Origin of the sequence: Nocardioides sp. (genome assembly GCF_036405735.1) — a bacterium.
Classification (GTDB): domain Bacteria; phylum Actinomycetota; class Actinomycetes; order Propionibacteriales; family Nocardioidaceae; genus Nocardioides.
In genome coordinates, this window is sequence record NZ_DASWXC010000069.1 from 66,598 (window position 1) to 84,464 (window position 17,867).

General features: G+C 72.4%; 15 protein-coding genes. All 15 read left to right on the plus strand.

Annotated features, from left to right (window positions below; translation table 11 throughout):
* The first annotated feature begins 18 nt into the window (after window positions 1-18).
* The 15 genes from VGE38_RS11260 to gltD all read left to right on the plus strand — a co-directional run bounded on the left by VGE38_RS11260 (window position 19) and on the right by gltD (window position 17,865).
* Window positions 19-1,329, plus strand: coding sequence for a hypothetical protein (locus VGE38_RS11260; RefSeq protein ID WP_331142635.1), 1,311 nt, complete (start codon window positions 19-21; stop codon window positions 1,327-1,329).
* Between the two features lie 9 nt (window positions 1,330-1,338).
* The gene (locus VGE38_RS11265; RefSeq protein ID WP_331142636.1) at window positions 1,339-1,851 is read left to right on the plus strand and encodes a mycothiol transferase; all 513 of its coding nucleotides are present in this window, start codon (window positions 1,339-1,341) and stop codon (window positions 1,849-1,851) included.
* A 48-nt stretch (window positions 1,852-1,899) separates the two neighbouring features.
* Entirely contained in the window at window positions 1,900-3,789 is a 1,890-nt protein-coding gene (locus tag VGE38_RS11270; protein ID WP_331142637.1) for an ABC transporter ATP-binding protein, read from the plus strand.
* On the plus strand, window positions 3,786-5,576 hold the full coding sequence (locus VGE38_RS11275) for an ABC transporter ATP-binding protein (RefSeq protein WP_331142638.1): 1,791 nt from the start codon (window positions 3,786-3,788) through the stop codon (window positions 5,574-5,576). Before VGE38_RS11270 ends, VGE38_RS11275 begins: the two co-directional genes overlap by 4 nt.
* A gap of 8 nt (window positions 5,577-5,584) precedes the next feature.
* Window positions 5,585-5,920 carry a phosphoribosyl-AMP cyclohydrolase gene (hisI, locus tag VGE38_RS11280; protein ID WP_331142639.1) on the plus strand — a complete coding sequence of 112 codons (336 nt, stop codon included), beginning with the start codon at window positions 5,585-5,587 and terminating at the stop codon, window positions 5,918-5,920.
* Entirely contained in the window at window positions 5,917-6,441 is a 525-nt protein-coding gene (locus tag VGE38_RS11285; RefSeq protein WP_331142640.1) for a Trp biosynthesis-associated membrane protein, read from the plus strand. The genes hisI and VGE38_RS11285 overlap by 4 nt, the downstream gene beginning before the upstream one ends.
* 73 nt (window positions 6,442-6,514) lie before the next feature.
* Window positions 6,515-6,715, plus strand: coding sequence for an HGxxPAAW family protein (locus tag VGE38_RS11290; protein ID WP_331142641.1), 201 nt, complete (start codon window positions 6,515-6,517; stop codon window positions 6,713-6,715).
* A gap of 7 nt (window positions 6,716-6,722) precedes the next feature.
* Entirely contained in the window at window positions 6,723-7,130 is a 408-nt protein-coding gene (locus VGE38_RS11295; RefSeq protein ID WP_331142642.1) for a DUF2752 domain-containing protein, read from the plus strand.
* 143 nt (window positions 7,131-7,273) lie between these two features.
* Window positions 7,274-8,068, plus strand: coding sequence for an indole-3-glycerol phosphate synthase TrpC (gene trpC / locus VGE38_RS11300; protein WP_331142643.1), 795 nt, complete (start codon window positions 7,274-7,276; stop codon window positions 8,066-8,068).
* Window positions 8,065-9,360, plus strand: coding sequence for a tryptophan synthase subunit beta (trpB, locus tag VGE38_RS11305; protein WP_331142644.1), 1,296 nt, complete (start codon window positions 8,065-8,067; stop codon window positions 9,358-9,360). Before trpC ends, trpB begins: the two co-directional genes overlap by 4 nt.
* Complete coding sequence (gene trpA, locus VGE38_RS11310; RefSeq protein ID WP_331142645.1) at window positions 9,357-10,157, plus strand: tryptophan synthase subunit alpha; 801 nt, start codon at window positions 9,357-9,359, stop codon at window positions 10,155-10,157. Before trpB ends, trpA begins: the two co-directional genes overlap by 4 nt.
* Window positions 10,150-10,776, plus strand: coding sequence for an SCO family protein (locus VGE38_RS11315; protein ID WP_331142646.1), 627 nt, complete (start codon window positions 10,150-10,152; stop codon window positions 10,774-10,776). The genes trpA and VGE38_RS11315 overlap by 8 nt, the downstream gene beginning before the upstream one ends.
* A complete protein-coding gene (lgt, locus tag VGE38_RS11320; protein ID WP_331142647.1) occupies window positions 10,773-11,627 on the plus strand; it encodes a prolipoprotein diacylglyceryl transferase in 855 nt (284 codons plus the stop codon). Before VGE38_RS11315 ends, lgt begins: the two co-directional genes overlap by 4 nt.
* 207 nt (window positions 11,628-11,834) lie before the next feature.
* Window positions 11,835-16,406 carry a glutamate synthase large subunit gene (gene gltB, locus VGE38_RS11325; RefSeq protein WP_331142648.1) on the plus strand — a complete coding sequence of 1,524 codons (4,572 nt, stop codon included), beginning with the start codon at window positions 11,835-11,837 and terminating at the stop codon, window positions 16,404-16,406.
* Window positions 16,399-17,865, plus strand: coding sequence for a glutamate synthase subunit beta (gene gltD, locus VGE38_RS11330; protein WP_331142649.1), 1,467 nt, complete (start codon window positions 16,399-16,401; stop codon window positions 17,863-17,865). Before gltB ends, gltD begins: the two co-directional genes overlap by 8 nt.
* The last annotated feature ends 2 nt before the right edge of the window (window positions 17,866-17,867 follow it).

The window sequence follows — 17,867 nt, forward strand, 5'->3', positions numbered from 1 at the left end:
GGGTGCTTGGCTGTCGCCATGAGCGATCGGGCGCAGTGGGACGACCTGGACGAGGCGGAGCTCCTCGACCGGGTGGAGGCCCGTGCCCGCGAGCTGCGGGAGGCGGAGGCGGACCTGCTTCGGCTGGCGTTCGCCTGGGCGGTGCGGCATCCGAGGGAGCGGTTGCCGGAGCGTGTGAGTGGCAAGCCGGGACGGGAGCAGGCCCGGCTCTTCGGCGGTGACGGCACGCCGGAGGTGACCGAGTTCGCCGCCGCGTCGTTCGGGGCACGAGTCGGTCTGTCCCCCTCGGCGGCCCGCACTCTGATGGCCGACGCGCTTGATCTGCAGCACCGGCTGCCGCTGCTGTGGGGGCGGGTGGAGGCGCTGGAGGTCAAGGCCTCCTACGCGCGCCACGTGGCCCGGCAGACCCGTGACCTGACCCGGGACCAGGCGGGTTATGTCGACTCCCGGGTGCACGAGGCCGCGGACGGGCGGATCGCCTGGAGCCGGTTCGAGGCGCTGGTCAAGGGCGCCGTGGTCGCCGCCGACCTGGAGGCGGCCCGGGAGCGGGAGGAGCGTGCGTCGAAGGCGACGTTCGCCAAGCGCACCCGCGGGGACGCACACGGCATGGCGTCCTTCTTGGTGCGCGCCGACGTGGCCACGATCGAGGCGATCGACCACGCCGTGACCGCCGTCGCGAGCCGGCTGGACGAGGCCGCCGGAGCGACGGTCGACGAGCGGCGCGTCAGCGCGGTGCTGCACCTGCTCACCGGCCACACCGGGCTGGACGAGCACGGCCAGCCGCAGACGCTGCCGAGCCGCGACCTGCTGCCGGCCGCCACCATCTACGTCCACACCTACCAGGGCCTCGACGCCCCGGGAGTCGCCCGCATCGAGGGCCACGGCCCCGTCACCGAGGACTGGATAGCCCGCGTCCTCGGCCCCCGGGCCACGATCCGGTTGCAGCCGGTGATCGACCTGAGCCATCAGGCACCGGTGGACGCCTACGAGATCCCGCAGCGACATCGCCGGGCCGTGCGCCTGATGACGCCGGCCGACTGCTTCCCCTTCGCCTCGGATCTCGACGGGCTGGACCCACACCGCCCACCCATGGACATCGACCACACCGTTCCCCATGAGGCCGGTGGGAGATCGGCGCAGGGCAACTACGGCCCGATGACCCGGTGGCACCACCGGATCAAGACCCATGGCGACTGGGAGGTGAAGCAGCCGTTCCCCGGCATCTACCTGTGGCGAGACCCTTACGGCCTGCTCTACCTCGTCGACCACACTGGCACCCGCGTCATCCGCCGACCGGGCCTCACCGTCGACTACGTCCTGACGTCCTAGAGTGCTCAGATGACGGAGCCGGACCAGCACGGAGCGCCAGCGGGGCAGCGGTGGGCCGCCTACCTCGACTGGCTGCGCGAGGAGATCATCGTCGGTGTCTCCGCCTTGCCGGAGGACGAGCAGCGCCGGACCCGACTGCCGAGCGGCTGGACGCCGATCGAGCTGCTCAGCCACGTGCTCCACATGGAGCAGCGCTGGTTCGTCTGGGGCTTCCTCGGCGAGCAGGTGGACGATCCGTGGGGCGACTGGGACGTCGCCGTGGATCCGTGGGTCGAGGGCGTCGAAGGACGCTGGTCGGTGCCGGACGACGTCACGGCCGAGGCGCTCGCACGCGAGCTCCGGGCGATCGGCGACCGGACGCGGCACGTCCTGACGACGCACCTGCTCGATGACACCGCCGCGCTCGGCGGCAGGTTCGGCCAGGACCCGCCGACGCTGGAGTGGATCTGCTTCCACGTACTGGCCGAGTACGCCCGCCACGCCGGCCACCTCGACATCGTGGTCGAGGTCGCCACCGGCTAGGAGGAGGCTCCCGTCGTCGCCGCGAGATCGCCAACTACCCTGGGGCGGGTGAGTGGTGACCAGGGAAGCAAGCGGGCCACCACGACCGAGGGCTTCCGGGTGCTGTGGGTCGCGATCAAGCGCGAGCCCTGGGTCTTCGCCCTCTCCACCTTGGGGAGCACGCTGTTCGGCGCGCTGACCGTCGCCGACGCCTGGGTGCTCGGCTGGTCGACCGACCATGTGCTGCTGCCGGCGTACCGCGACCGTGAGGTGGACGCCACCATGCTGGTGGCGGTGGTGGCGCTCTTCGTCGCCGTGGCCATCCTCCGCGCGGTCGGCATCGTCGCGCGGCGCCTGGGTGCGGGCATCATGCAGTACCGCATGCAGGCCCACACCCGCCGTGCCGTCACCCGTCAGTACCTCACGCTCCCCATGGCCTGGCACCAGCGCCATCCGACGGGCGAGCTGCTCTCCAACGCCAACTCCGACGTCGAGGCCGCCTGGTCGCCGATCGCGCCGCTGCCCATGGCCGTGGGCACCATCGTCATGATGGTGATCGCGATCGCCCAGATGTTCGTCGCGGACCTCGTCCTGGCCCTGGTCGGGCTGCTGGTGTTCCCGGCGGTCGTGCTCGCCAACCTCGCCTTCCAGCGGTTGTCCAGCCCGCTGATGACCCGCGCCCAGCAGCTGCGCGCCGAGCTCAGCGAGGTCGCGCACGAGTCCTTCGACGGTGCCCTCGTCGTCAAGACCCTGGGGCGCGAGGACGAGGAGACCGCCCGCTTCGCCGCGAAGGCCCGCGAGCTGCGCGACGTCAACGTCCGCGCGGGCCGGATCCGGGCCGCCTTCGACCCCGCCCTCGCCGCACTGCCGAACCTCGGTGTCCTCGTCGTCCTGGTCGTCGGCGTCGCCCGCGTCACCAGCGGTGCGACCGACGCCGGTGACGTGGTGACGGTGGCGTACCTGCTCACGATCGTCTCGTTCCCGATCCGCTCCATCGGCTGGCTACTGGGCGAGTTCCCCCGCAGCGTGGTCGGCTTCCGACGGGTCCGGAACGTCCTCGACGCCTCCGGCGCCACGCCGTACGGCGGCAGCCGGCTGCCGCCCGCCCAGGACGGTGTCCGGCGCGGCGCCCACCTCGAGCTCGAGCACGTCGCCTACGGCTACGAGCCGGGTCAGCCGCTGCTGCGCGACGTCAGCTTCGAGGTGCGCCCCGGCCGCACGGTCGCCGTGGTCGGCGCGACCGCGAGCGGCAAGAGCACGCTCACCGCGCTGCTGGCCCGCCTCGTCGACCCGCACCACGGCACGATCCGCCTCGACGGCACCGACCTGCGCGACCTGGCCCACGGCGAGCTGCCGAAGACCGTCGCGCTGGTGCCGCAGACGGCCTTCCTCTTCGACGACACCGTCCGCGGCAACATCACCCTCGGCCACGACGAGCCCGGCGAGCGCACCGACGAGCTCACTGACGAGCTCACTGACGAGGCGGTGTGGGCGGCCTTGCGCGTCGCGCAGGCCGACGGCTTCGTGGCGGCGCTGCCGCAAGGCCTCGACACCCAGCTCGGCGAGCGTGGCACCAGCCTGTCCGGAGGACAGCGGCAGCGGATCTCGCTGGCCCGTGCGCTCGTGCGCAAGCCGCGCCTGCTGGTGCTCGACGACGCGACCTCCGCGGTCGACCCGGAGGTCGAGCAGCGGATCCTCGCGGGGCTGAAGGAGGCCGGCGCCGAGACCACGCTCGTGGTGGTCGCCTACCGCAAGGCCACCATCGGGCTGGCCGACGAGGTCGTGCACCTGGTCGACGGCCGGATCGCGGACCGCGGCACGCACGCCGAGCTGCTGGCGCGCAGCGACGCCTACGCCCGCCTGGTCAACGCCTACGAGCAACAGGCAGAGCAGCACCCAGAGCAGCACCCAGAGCAGCACCCAGAGCAGCAGCCCGACACCGTGGAGGCGGCCGAGTGAGCACCGTCGACTCCGGCGCCCGCCTGGGTGCCCTGGAGACCATCCGCCGCGGCGTCCACCACTCGCCCGAGCTCACCGAGGGCATCGGCGCCACGCTGGCGCTGGCGGTGGTGGCCAGTGCGGGGCAGGTGGTGGTGCCGATCGCCGTGCAGCAGGTCCTCGACCGGGGCATCAACGCCCCCGGCGGCCCCGACACGTCGTTCACCGTGGCAGCCTCGATCGCGGCGGCGGTCGCGATCGCGGTCACCGGGGTGGCGTCGTACCTCATGACCGCCCGCCTGTTCGCGGCCTCCGAGCGCGGTCTGGCGACGTTGCGCACCAAGGCGTTCCGTCACGTCCACGACCTGCCGCTGCTGACCCAGAACACCGAGCGACGGGGCGCGCTGGTGAGCCGGGTGACCAGCGACGTCGACCAGGTCAGCCAGTTCCTCGTCTTCGGGGGCCTGCTCTTCATCGTCAGCGTCGGCCAGATGCTGGTGGCGACCGTGGTCATGGTCGTCTACTCCTGGCAGTTGGCGCTGGTGGTGTGGCTGGCGTTCGCGCCGCTGTTCGCCAGCATCCGCTACTTCCAGCGCAAGCTGTCCGAGGCCTACACCCACGTCCGGCAGACGGTGGCGACCATGCTGAGCGCGGTCTCCGAGCCCGTGGTGGGCGCCGCCGTCGTCAAGGCGTACGGCGTCGAGGACCGCACCCAGCGGCGGATCGACACCGCCATCGCGGCCAACCAGGCGGGCCAGACCCGGGCGCAGCGGTTCACGGTCATTTCGTTCTCGCTGGGCGGCATCTCGGCCGGCATCGCCAACGCCGGGGTGGTCGTGGTCGGGATCCTGCTGGCCCAGCAGGCCGGCTGGGTGGGCGACATGACGCCGGGCCGGATCCTGGCGTTCGCGTTCCTCGTGACGCTGTTCGTCGGCCCGGTCCAGATGGGCACCCAGATCCTCACCGACGCCCAGAACGCCATCGCGGGCTGGCGCCGCGTCATCGGCATCCTCGACACCCCCGCCGACCTGGTGGACCCGGGTGCGGACGGGGCCTCGCTGCCGCGCGGCCCGGTCGACGTGCGGTTCGAGGACGTGTGCTTCGCCTACCCGGGCGGCCCGCCCGTCCTCACCGACGTCACCCTCGACATCGCCGCCGGCCGCCGGGTCGCGATCGTGGGCGAGACCGGCTCGGGCAAGTCGACCTTCGCCAAGCTGCTCACCCGGCTGATGGACCCGACGAGCGGGCGGGTGCTGCTCGACGGGCACTCGCTGAAGGACATCTCCCAGCGTCAGCTGCGCAGCAGCGTCGTGCTGGTGCCGCAGGAGGGGTTCCTCTTCGACGACACCATCGCCGCCAACGTGCGCTACGGCCGCCTGGAGGCCACCGACGACGACATCGCGCGTGCCGCCGACGAGCTCGGCCTGAGCGACTGGCTGGCCGGCCTGCCGCGTGGTCTGCAGACCCGCACCGGTCAGCGAGGCGAGGCGCTCAGCGCGGGGGAGCGGCAGCTGGTCGCGCTGCTGCGGGCGCAGCTGGCCGATCCGGACCTGCTGGTCCTCGACGAGGCGACGAGCGCGGTCGACCCCGCCCTGGAGATGCGGATCGGACGCGCGCTGGAGCGGCTGATGCGCGGACGCACGAGCGTCACCATCGCCCACCGGCTCAGCACCGCCGAGAGCGCCGACGAGGTCGTGGTCGTGGACCGCGGCCGGATCGTCCAGCGCGGCCCGCACGCCGAGCTCGTCACCCAGTCCGGGAGCGTGTACGACGGCCTGCACCGCTCCTGGACCGCCCAGCAGGGATAATCGAAGCCGTGAGCCTGGACCCCGCGATCGCCGCCCGCCTCAAGCGGACCTCCGACGGACTCGTTCCGGCGGTGGCCCAGCAGCACGACACCGGCGAGGTGCTGATGCTCGGCTGGATGGACGACGAGGCGCTGCACCGCACCCTGACGACGGGGCGTGCGACGTACTGGTCCCGCAGCCGGCAGGAGTACTGGGTCAAGGGCGAGACGTCGGGTCACCGGCAGTGGGTCAAGGAGGTCCGGCTCGACTGCGACGGCGACACGCTGCTGCTGAAGGTCGACCAGGAGGGCCCCGCCTGTCACACCGGCGACCGCACCTGCTTCGACGCCGACCGGCTCGCATGAGGCACTCGCTGTGGCCGACCGTGCTCGCCGGGGCGGGCGGGTCCGGCCTGGCGGCGTACGCCGGCGCGCGCGACTGGGTCCGCGCCGACGGCAGTGACCCGCTCAGCACGCTGCGGGCCAGCCTCGACAGCCCGGCCACGACGTCGCTCGCGCTGGTCGCCCTGGCTGCCTGGGGTGTCGTCCTGGTCAGCCGCGGCCGGGTCCGCCGGGCGGTGGCGGCGCTCGCCGGGCTCGCCGCCGTCGCGCCCGTCCCTGGCGTCTGGTCGACGCGGAGCAGCCTGCTGGAGGAGCACGCAGGCACGACGCCCACCGTGTGGCCCTGGGTGGCCGTCGCCGCCTGTCTGATCGCCGGTGCCGCGGCGGTCCTCGCTTTCCGTGAGGCGCCGTCCTGGCCGGAGATGGGCCGCAAGTACGACGCCCCTGGCGGCACCGCGGCCACTGAGAGCGACCGACCCCGCCTCGAGGACCAGTCGAGCCTCGATATCTGGAAGGCCCTCGACGAGGGGCACGACCCGACCTGACCCGGGGCGCCGCGGTGAGAACGCGGTGAATACACTGTGCCCGCACAGCCGACCGAGCAGAGGAGCCCCCCGCATGTCCGACAACCACGGAAACACCCCGGCCGCCTGGAGCGCCGTCGCCGTGGCGCTGCTGGGCTTCCTGGTCGGCAGCGTCGCGCTGCTGTTGGACCCGGTCAACTACGTCGTGTTCTGGGTCGGCGTCGCGATCGTGATCGCCTCCGGCGTCCTGTTCGCCGTCCTCGCGAAGCTGGGCTACCACGAGTCCGGCCACTGACCGTGCCGTGAGCGGCCGGGGCCAGCGACTGCGGGCGCCGGCGTTGACCTTCGGTGCGCTCGCCGCCGCCGCCCTCGCGCTGCGGCTGCACGACCCGCACCAGCGCGGCTCCTGGGGCTTCTGCCCCAGCGCGCTGCTTGGTGTGGCCTGTCCCGGATGCGGCGGCCTGCGGGCCGTCAACGACCTCACCCACGGCGACGTCGGGGCCGCTGCGTCGAGCAACCTGCTGCTGGTCGCCGGCGCCCCGTTCGCGGTGGCGCTGCTGGTGCTGTGGACCGTCGCGCGGTGGCGCGACCGGCCGATGCCCCGGCCGCCCGAGCGGACGCGGCGGGTGTCGGTCTGGCTGCTGGCCGGAGCGGCGCTCGGCTTCACCGTGCTGCGCAACACCCCGGCCGGAGCCTGGCTCGCCCCCTGATCGGACCGGCCGGGAGCGGTCAGGTGGTGCTGAAGCCGCCGGCCGCGATCCGCAACCCATCTCAGCGGGTCGCGGGCGGCGATGGAGCGCTGCGTCGGCCATGAAAGACTCGGAGTGCATCGTCGTCGCGGGAGAGGACCGTCGTGACCCAGGTAGCAGGCGTGCTGGGCGAGATCGTCGCCGGCGTGCGCGCCGACCTCGCCGTGCGCCAGGCCGAGACCAGCGAGGCGGACCTGCGTGCCGCGCTCGCCGACGTCGACCCGCCGCGCGACCCCATGCCGCACTTCCGGGGCGCCGCCAGCAGCGTGATCGCCGAGGTCAAGCGCAGGAGCCCCTCCAAGGGTGCGCTGGCCGACATCCCGGACCCGGCGGTGCTCGCCGGCGCCTACGAGCGCGGCGGCGCGGCGGCCATCAGTGTCCTCACCGAGCAGCGCCGCTTCGGCGGCAGCCTCGCCGACCTGCGCGCCGTGCGTGCCGCGGTCGACGTGCCGATCCTGCGCAAGGACTTCATCGTCGAGCCCTACCAGCTTCTCGAGGCCCGGGCGGCGGGCGCGGACCTGGCGCTGCTGATCGTGGCGGCGCTCGACGACGACCGGCTCCGGTCGCTGCACGAGTACGCCGGCGAGCTGGGCCTGACCGTGCTGGTCGAGGTCCACGACGAGGCCGAGACCGAGCGCGCCGTCGCCGTGGGTGCCGAGCTCGTGGGCGTCAACGCGCGCAACCTCAAGACGCTGCAGATCGACACCGACACGTTCGGCCGGCTCGCTCCGCTGGTCCCCGACGACCGGGTCAAGGTCGCCGAGTCCGGCATCTTCACGGCCGCCGACGTGGCGCGCTTCGTCGGCGAGGGCGCCCGCGCGGTCCTGGTCGGCGAGGCACTGGTCAAGGAGGGCGACCCGGAGGGCGCCGTCCGCGCGATGACAGGGATCACCCCATGACGACCCATCTCAACGAGCCCGCCAACGAGCGGTACGACGCCGACGACCGCGGCTGGTTCGGCGGTCCCGCGGACGGCTTCGGTGGCCGCTTCATGCCCGAGGCGCTGGTGGCGGCGCTCGACGAGCTCGACGCGGCGTGGACCGCGGCGAAGGCCGACCCCACCTTCGTCGCCGAGTTCGACGCGATCCTGCGCGACTACGCCAACCTGCCCAGCCCGCTCTACGAGGCCCGGCACCTGTCGGAGCGGGTCGGTCGGCGCATCCTGCTCAAGCGCGAGGACCTCAACCACACCGGCGCCCACAAGATCCGAAACGTCCTCGGCCAGGCGCTGCTGACCAAGCGGATGGGCAAGACGCGCGTCATCGCGGAGACCGGGGCCGGCCAGCACGGCGTCGCCAGCGCCACCGCCGCGGCGTACTTCGGCCTGGACTGCACCGTCTACATGGGCAAGGTCGACACCGAGCGGCAGGCCCTCAACGTCGCCCGGATGCAGCTGCTCGGCGCCGAGGTGATCGCCGTCGACTCCGGCAGCGCGACCCTCAAGGACGCCATCAACGAGGCGCTGCGCGACTGGGTCGCCAGCGTCGACCACACCGCCTACCTGTTCGGCACGGCCGCCGGCCCGCACCCGTTCCCGACCCTGGTGCGCGACCTGACCCGCGGCATCGGCGACGAGGCCCGGGAGCAGTGCCTGCAGCAGTACGGCGTCCTGCCGGACGCGGTCGCGGCCTGCATCGGCGGCGGCTCCAACGCGATCGGCCTGTTCACCGCGTTCCTCGACGACGCCGACGTCCGCATCTACGGCTTCGAGGCCGGCGGCGACGGCGTCGAGACCGGCCGACACGCGGCGACCATCACCGCCGCCGACGCCGGTGTGCTGCACGGGGCGCGCACCTACGTGCTGCAGGACGAGGACGGGCAGACGATCGAGTCGCACTCCATCTCCGCCGGTCTGGACTACCCCGGCGTGGGCCCGCAGCACTCCTGGCTCGCGCGCAGCGGGCGGGCGACGTACCAACCGGTGACCGACACCGAGGCGATGGACGCCTTCGCGCTGCTGGCGCGCACGGAGGGCATCATCCCGGCCATCGAGTCCGCGCACGCGGTTGCGGGTGCGCTGCGGATCGCGCCCGAGCTCCCGGAGGGTGCCACCATCCTGGTCAACCTGTCGGGCCGCGGCGACAAGGACATGGGCACGGCCGTGGAGTGGTTCGGCCTCGGCCGCGCCGACAGCGAGGGCAACGCCGGCCGGGCCAGCGACGCCGAGATCGCGGAAGGCGCGAAAGCATGAGCACGACCACGACCGCGTTCGAGAAGGCGAAGGCCGACGGTCGCGCCGCCCTGGTCGGCTACCTGCCGGCCGGCTTCCCGGACGTCGACGGCGGCATCGAGGCGATGCGGGCGATGGTCGCGGCCGGCTGCGACGTCATCGAGGTCGGCCTGCCCTACAGCGACCCGGTCATGGACGGCCCCACGATCCAGGCCGCCGCGCAGCAGGCCCTCGAGGGCGGCGTCCGCACCCGTGACGTGCTGCGCACGGTCGAGGCCGTCGCCGCGACCGGCGTCCCCACGGTCGTGATGACCTACTGGAACCCGGTGGAGAGGTACGGCGTCGAGCGGTTCGCCCGCGACCTGGCCAGCGCCGGGGGCGCGGGGCTGATCACGCCCGACATCACGCCCGACTACGGCCAGGACTGGATCGCGGCGGCCGACACCCACGACCTGGACAAGATCTTCCTGGTCGCGCCCAGCAGCACCGACGAGCGGATCGCGATGACCACGGCCGCGTGCCGCGGTTTCGTCTACGCCACCGCCGTCATGGGCGTCACCGGCGCGCGCACCACCACCTCCGACCTCGCCGGTCCGCTGGTCGCGCGGACCAAGGCGACCACGGCGCTTCCGGTCGGCGTCGGCCTCGGCGTCTCCAACGGCGACCAGGCCGCGCAGCTGGCGGCGTACGCCGACGGCGTGATCGTCGGCTCGGCGTTCGTGCGCGCCCTGCTGGACCACCAGGGCGACGCGGCCGCTGGGCTGCGGGCGCTCACAGCGCTGACCGAGGACCTCGCCGCCGGTGTCCGGCGTGGCTGACCAGCGCCGCCCACGGGTCGCGCTGGCCGCGAGCCTGGCGGCGGGGCTGCTGCTCGCCGGCTGCGGGGGAGGGGACGAGGCGACCGGCTTCGCCGGGACCACCCACGACCCCTACCCGGTGCCGGCCACGCCGCTGACCGACACCAGCGGGGCGCCGTACTCGCTGGCCGCCGACACCGACAAGCCGCTGACGCTCGTCTTCTTCGGCTACACACGGTGCGACGACTTCTGTCCCATGGTGATGACCTCGCTCTCGAGCGCGCTGACCCGCCTGGACGAGGAGCAGCGCGAGAACGTGGACCTCGTCTTCGTCACCACGGACCCGAACCGGGACACGCCCGAGGTGCTGCGCCGCTACCTGGACCGGTACGACCCCGAAGCGGTCGGCCTGACCGGCGAGCTGCAGACCATCGTCGACGTCGCCCGGCCGCTCGCCATCCACGTCGACGACGGGAGCGAGCTGCCCGGTGGCGGGTACGACGTCGCGGCGCACAGCACGTACGTCACCGCGATCGGGGCCGACGACACCGCCCGCGTCGTGTGGGACATGGACACCTCCTCGGCGCAGTTCGCCGCCGACATCATCGCCCTGCTCGACGGGAAGAAGCCGGCCTCATGACGATCCTCTCCATCCCCAGCCCGGCCAACGGCGTCTGGGAGCTCGGCCCGGTGCCGATCCGCGGCTACGCCCTGTGCATCGTGGCGGGCATCGTGGCGGCGGTGTGGCTCAGCGAGCGGCGCTGGACCGCCCGCGGCGGCAAGGCCGGCGAGATGCAGGACGTCGCGCTGTGGGCGGTGCCGTTCGGCATCGTCGGCGCCCGGCTCTACCACGTCGCCACCGACCACCAGCTGTACTTCGGCGAGGGCCGCAGCCCGTGGAACATCCTCTACGTCTGGCACGGCGGCCTCGGGATCTGGGGCGGCATCGCGGGCGGCGCCCTCGGGGCCATCCTCTACGCCCGCCGGCGCGGCATCCGGCTGCTGCCGCTGCTCGACATCGTCGGACCGACCTGCCTGGTCGCCCAGGCCATCGGGCGCTGGGGAAACTGGTTCAACCAGGAGCTCTACGGCAGGCCGACCGACCTGCCGTGGGGCCTGGAGATCGACCCGGCGAACTACCCCGCCGGGGCCGACTTCCCGGCCGGCACCACCTTCCACCCGACGTTCCTCTACGAGTTCGGATGGAACCTGCTCGGGTTCGCGCTGATCGTCGCGGCGGAGCGACGCTTCCGGATCGGCTACGGGCGCGTGATGGCGCTCTACGTGATGGTCTACACCGCGGGCCGCGGCTGGATCGAGATGCTGCGCATCGACACCGTCGAGCTCGACGACGTGCTCGGCCTCCGGTTCAACGTGTGGACCTCGATCGTCCTCTTCCTCGCGGCCGCGGCCTTCTTCGCGTGGAGCCGGCGTCGCCACCCCGGTCGGGAGGAGACGGTGTACGTCGAGGAGCGGGTCGCCGCCGCCTGACCGGGCCTGACCGGCTCTGACCGGCTCTGACCCGGGGCGTGCCGGCCGCTGGTGCGAGCACGCGTCGGGAGGTGATAGCGTTCCCTCCACGCGCGGGCCAATGTCGTCCCCTGCACTTCCTGCCGAACGACATGGTGCCCGCCTCGAGTGGCTCTGAGAGCCGTTCCTCCCGGCGTGCCCGTGCACGAACGACGACGGGAGAACCACGTGCCGTACACGCACTCGTTCCCGCCGCCGCAAGGGCTCTACGACCCCCGCTTCGAGCGTGATGCTTGTGGCGTGGCCTTCGTGGCGACCCTGACCGGCGTTGCCAGTCATGACATCGTCTCGCGGGGCGTCACCGCCCTGATGAACCTCGACCACCGCGGCGCCGCGGGCGCCGAGACCAACTCCGGCGACGGTGCCGGCATCCTGATCCAGGTCCCCGACGCCTTCCTGCGCGCCGTGGTCGACTTCCCCCTCCCGACGGCGGGGGCGTACGCCGTCGGCTCGGCGTTCCTCCAGGGTGACGCCGAGCAGGTCGCCAAGACCCGCCAGCGCATCGAGGAGATCGCCCGCGAGGAGGGACTCGACGTCCTCGGCTGGCGCCCGGTGCCGGTCGACCCCACGACGCTGGGCGAGACCGCCCGCGCGGTGATGCCGGTCGTCGAGCAGCTCTTCGTCGCGGGCGCCGGCCAACGCATCACCGGGATGGCACTGGAGCGCCTGGCGTTCTGCCTGCGCAAGCGGGCCGAGCTCGAGACGGCGGTCTACTTCCCGTCGCTCTCGGCGCGCACCCTGGTCTACAAGGGCATGCTCACCACCGCGCAGCTGGCCGAGGTCTTCCCCGACCTGCGCGACGAGCGGATGGCCTCGGCCATCGCCGTCGTCCACTCGCGGTTCTCGACCAACACCTTCCCGAGCTGGCCGCTCTCGCACCCGTTCCGCTACATCGCGCACAACGGCGAGATCAACACGGTCATGGGCAACCGCAACTGGATGCGGGCCCGCGAGGCACTGCTCGCCTCGGACCTCATCCCCGGTGACCTGGAGCGGCTCTACCCGATCTGCACCCCCGGTGCCTCGGACTCCGCCAGCTTCGACGAGGTCCTCGAGCTGCTCCACATGGGCGGGCGCAGCCTGCCCCACGCGGTGCTGATGATGATCCCGGAGGCGTGGGAGAACCACGCCGAGATGGACGCCAAGCGACGCGCGTTCTACGAGTTCCACGCCTCGCTGATGGAGCCGTGGGACGGCCCGGCCAACGTCGTCTTCACCGACGGCTCGCAGGTCGGCGCCGTGCTGGACCGCAACGGCCTGCGCCCGGGGCGGTACTGGGTGACCGAGGACGGCCTGGTCGTCTACGCCTCCGAGGCCGGCGTGCTCGACGACATCGACCCGGCCACGGTGGTCCGCAAGGGCCGGATGCAGCCCGGACGCATGCTCCTCGTCGACACCGACGAGCACCGGATCGTCGAGGACGACGAGATCAAGGACGAGCTCGCCTCGGAGTACCCCTACGCGGAGTGGCTGCACGCCGGCATCGTCCACCTCGAGGACATCCCCGAGCGTGAGCACGTGGTGCACACGCACGCCAGCGTGACCCGGCGTCAGCAGGTCTTCGGCTACACCGAGGAGGAGCTGCGGATCCTGCTCACGCCGATGGCGAACACCGGCGCCGAGCCGATCGGCTCGATGGGCACCGACACGCCCATCGCGGCGCTCAGCAGCAAGCCCCGGCTGCTGTTCGACTACTTCGCGCAGCTGTTCGCGCAGGTCACCAACCCGCCGCTGGACGCGATCCGGGAGGAGCTCGTCACCTCTCTCAAGGGCAGCATCGGCCCCGAGGCCAACCTGCTCGAGCCGACCCCGGCCTCGTGCCGGCAGGTGGTGCTGCCGTTCCCGGTCATCTCCAACGACGACCTGGCCAAGATCCGCCACATCAACCGCGACGGCGACATGCCGGGCTTCGTCACGCACGTGTCCCGGGGGCTCTACCCGGTCGACGGCGGCGGTGAGGCGATGGCGCGCCGGCTCGACGAGATCTGCCGCGAGGTCAGCGACGCGATCGCCGGCGGCGCCCGCATCATCGTGCTCTCCGACCGGCACTCGACCGCCGAGCTGGCGCCGATCCCGTCGCTGCTGCTCACCGGTGCGGTCCACCACCACCTGGTCCGGGAGAAGACCCGCACCCAGGTGGGCCTCATCGTCGAGGCCGGTGACGTGCGGGAGGTGCACCACGTTGCGCTGCTCGTCGGGTACGGCGCCGCCGCGGTCAACCCCTACCTCGCGATGGAGTCCGTCGAGGACCTGGCCCGTGAGGGTCACTACGTGAAGGTCGACCCCGAGGTGGCGGTGCAGCACCTCGTCAAGGCGCTCGGCAAGGGCGTGCTGAAGGTGATGTCCAAGATGGGCGTCTCCACGGTCGCGTCCTACACCGGCGCCCAGATCTTCGAGGCGGTCGGCCTCTCGCAGGCGCTGGTGGACCGGTACTTCACCGGAACGGTCTCCAAGCTCGGCGGCATCGACCTCGACGTGGTGGCCGAGGAGGTCGCGAAGCGGCACGCCACGGCGTACCCCCGCGACGGCGTGGCGACCGCGCACCGCCAGCTCGAGATCGGCGGCGAGTACCAGTGGCGCCGTCCCGGTGTGGCCGGCGAGGCCGAGCCGCACCTGTTCGACCCCGAGACGGTCTTCCGGCTGCAGCACGCCACGCGGCAGGGTCGCTACGACATCTTCAAGCAGTACACCCAGCGGGTCGACGAGCAGTCCGAGCGGCTGATGACGCTGCGCGGGCTGTTCCGGCTCAAGAGCGCCGAGGAGCTGGGTCGGCAGCCGATCCCGCTCGACGAGGTCGAGCCGGTCGAGTCGATCGTCAAGCGGTTCAGCACCGGTGCGATGTCCTACGGCTCCATCTCCCAGGAGGCGCACGAGACCCTCGCCATCGCGATGAACCGGCTGGGCGCGAAGTCCAACACCGGTGAGGGCGGCGAGGACCCCGAGCGGCTCTACGACCCCGAGCGGCGCAGCGCGATCAAGCAGGTCGCGTCCGGCCGCTTCGGCGTCACGTCGGAGTACCTCACCAACGCGGACGACATCCAGATCAAGATGGCCCAGGGCGCCAAGCCCGGCGAGGGCGGCCAGCTGCCCGGCCACAAGGTCTACCCATGGGTGGCCAAGACGCGGCACTCCACCCCGGGCGTCGGCCTGATCAGCCCGCCGCCGCACCACGACATCTACTCGATCGAGGACCTGGCGCAGCTGATCCACGACCTCAAGAACGCCAACCCGTCCGCTCGCGTCCACGTGAAGCTGGTGGCCGAGGTCGGCGTCGGGACGGTCGCGGCAGGCGTCTCCAAGGCGCACGCCGACGTCGTGCTGATCTCCGGGCACGACGGCGGCACGGGAGCCTCGCCGCTCACCTCGCTCAAGCACGCAGGCGGCCCGTGGGAGCTCGGCCTGGCCGAGGCGCAGCAGACCTTGCTGCTCAACGGTCTGCGCGACCGCGTCGTCGTGCAGACCGACGGCCAGCTCAAGACCGGCCGCGACGTCGTCATCGCCGCCCTGCTGGGGGCGGAGGAGTACGGCTTCGCGACCGCGCCGCTGGTCGTCTCGGGCTGCATCATGATGCGGGTCTGCCACCTCGACACCTGCCCGGTGGGTGTGGCGACGCAGAACCCCGTGCTGCGCGAGCGCTTCTCCGGCAAGGCGGAGTACGTCGTCAACTTCTTCACCTACCTCGCCGAGGAGGTGCGGGAGATCCTGGCGTCGCTGGGGTTCCGCTCGCTCGACGAGGCCATCGGTCAGGTGGGCGCGCTCGACGCCCGCCAGGCGATCGACCACTGGAAGGCGTCGGGACTCGACCTGGCGCCGATCTTCCACCAGGTCGAGCTGGCCGAGCAGTTCTCCGACCAGGACTTGCGCTGCACCCAGCAGCAGGACCACGGGCTGGAGAAGTCGCTCGACATCACCACGCTGCTGCCGTTGGTCCAGCCGGCGCTGGAGCGGGGTGAGCCCGTCCGGGCGCAGGTCCCGATCCGCAACGTCAACCGCACCGTCGGCACGATCGTCGGCCACGAGGTCACCAAGCGCTACCGCGGCCAGGGCCTGCCGGACGGCACCATCGACCTGACCTTCGTCGGGTCGGCGGGCCAGTCGTTCGGTGCCTTCCTGCCGCGGGGCGTGACGCTGCGCCTGGAGGGTGACGGCAACGACTACGTCGGCAAGGGCCTGTCCGGCGGGCGGATCGTGATCCGCCCCGACCGGGACGCGACCTTCCGGGCGGGCGACCACATCATCGCGGGCAACACGATCGCGTACGGCGCGACGTCGGGGGAGATGTTCCTCCGGGGCGGCGTCGGCGAGCGCTGCTGCGTGCGCAACTCCGGTGCCACCGTCGTCACCGAGGGCGTGGGCGACCACGGCTGCGAGTACATGACCGGCGGCCGGGTGGTCGTGCTGGGCCCGACCGGACGCAACTTCGCTGCCGGCATGTCCGGTGGCTACGCGTTCGTGCTGGACCTGGCGCCCCAGCGGGTCAATCCGGAGCTCGTCGAGCTCGCAGCCGTACCCGCCAAGCGTGCCGACGAGCTCGAGGAGCTCGTCCGGCGTCACCACGAGGAGACCGGCTCCGAGATCGCCGGTGAGCTGCTCGCCGACTGGGAGGCCGCACTGGCGCGGTTCACCCTCGTCATGCCGAGCGACTACAAGCGCGTGCTCGAGGCCCAGGAGGAGGCCCTCGAGGAGGGCCTCTCCGAGGACGAGGCCGCCGCGCGGATCATGGAGGTGCTGCATGGCTGACCCGAAGGGCTTCCTCAAGGAGGGGCGCCAGGTCGCCACCCGTCGTCCCGTGGACGAGCGGCTGGGGGACTGGAACGAGGTCTACCCCGGCGGGATGGGCCGCGCGCTGCTGCCCATCATCACCACCCAGGCCAGCCGCTGCATGGACTGCGGCATCCCGTTCTGCCACCAGGGCTGCCCGCTGGGCAACATCATCCCGGAGTGGAACGACCTGGTCTGGCGCGACGACTGGGAGGGCGCCATCGAGCGCCTGCACGCGACCAACAACTTCCCGGAGTTCACCGGCCGGCTCTGCCCGGCGCCGTGCGAGACCGCGTGCGTGCTCGGCATCAACCAGGATCCGGTCACCATCAAGAACGTCGAGGTCTCGATCATCGACAAGGCGTGGGAGTCCGGCTTCGTCGCACCCCAGCCGCCCGAGTGGCTCTCGGGCCGGACGGTGGCCGTCATCGGCTCCGGACCGGCCGGTCTCGCCGCCGCGCAGCAGCTCACCCGTGCCGGCCACACCGTCGCGGTCTACGAGCGGGCCGACAAGATCGGCGGCCTGCTGCGCTACGGCATCCCCGAGTTCAAGATGGAGAAGCAGCACGTCGACCGCCGCCTCGAGCAGATGCGCCGCGAGGGCACGGTGTTCCGCACCGGCATCGAGGTCGGCGTGGACATCACCGCCGAGCAGCTGCGGGACCGGTACGACGCCGTCGTGCTCGCCATGGGATCGACCGAGCCGCGCGACCTGCCCGTCCCGGGCCGGGAGCTCGCCGGCATCCACCAGGCGATGGAGTTCCTGCCGCAGGCCAACCGGACCGCGGTGGGCGAGTCGGTCAGCGACCAGATCATGGCCACCGGCAAGCACGTCGTGATCATCGGCGGCGGCGACACCGGTGCGGACTGCCTCGGCACCTCGCTGCGCCAGGGCGCTGCGTCGGTGACGCAGCTGGAGATCATGCCGCAGCCGCCGGAGACCCGCCCCGCGGGTCAGCCGTGGCCGACGTACCCGATGCTCTTCCGGGTCTCCTCCGCTCACGAGGAGGGCGGCGAGCGGGTCTACGCCGTCTCGACCCAGGAGTTCCTCGGCGACGACGACGGCAACGTCCGGGCGCTGCGCATCGTCGACGTGGTCTTCGAGAACGGCAAGCTGGTCGAGATCGAGGGCACCGAGCGCGAGATCCCCGCCGACCTGGTGCTGTTCGCGATGGGGTTCGTCGGGCCGGAGCGGGCCGGTCTCGTCGAGCAGCTCGGCGTCGCGCTGGACCAGCGCGGCAACATCGCCCGGGACGGGTCGTTCGCCACCTCGGTGCCGGGCGTCTTCGTCGCCGGTGATGCGGGTCGCGGCCAGTCGCTCATCGTGTGGGCGATCGCCGAGGGCCGGGCCGCGGCGGCCGGTGTCGACGCGTACCTCACCGGCTCCACCACGCTGCCCGCGCCGATCAAGCCCACCGACCGGCCGCTGGCGGTCTGAGC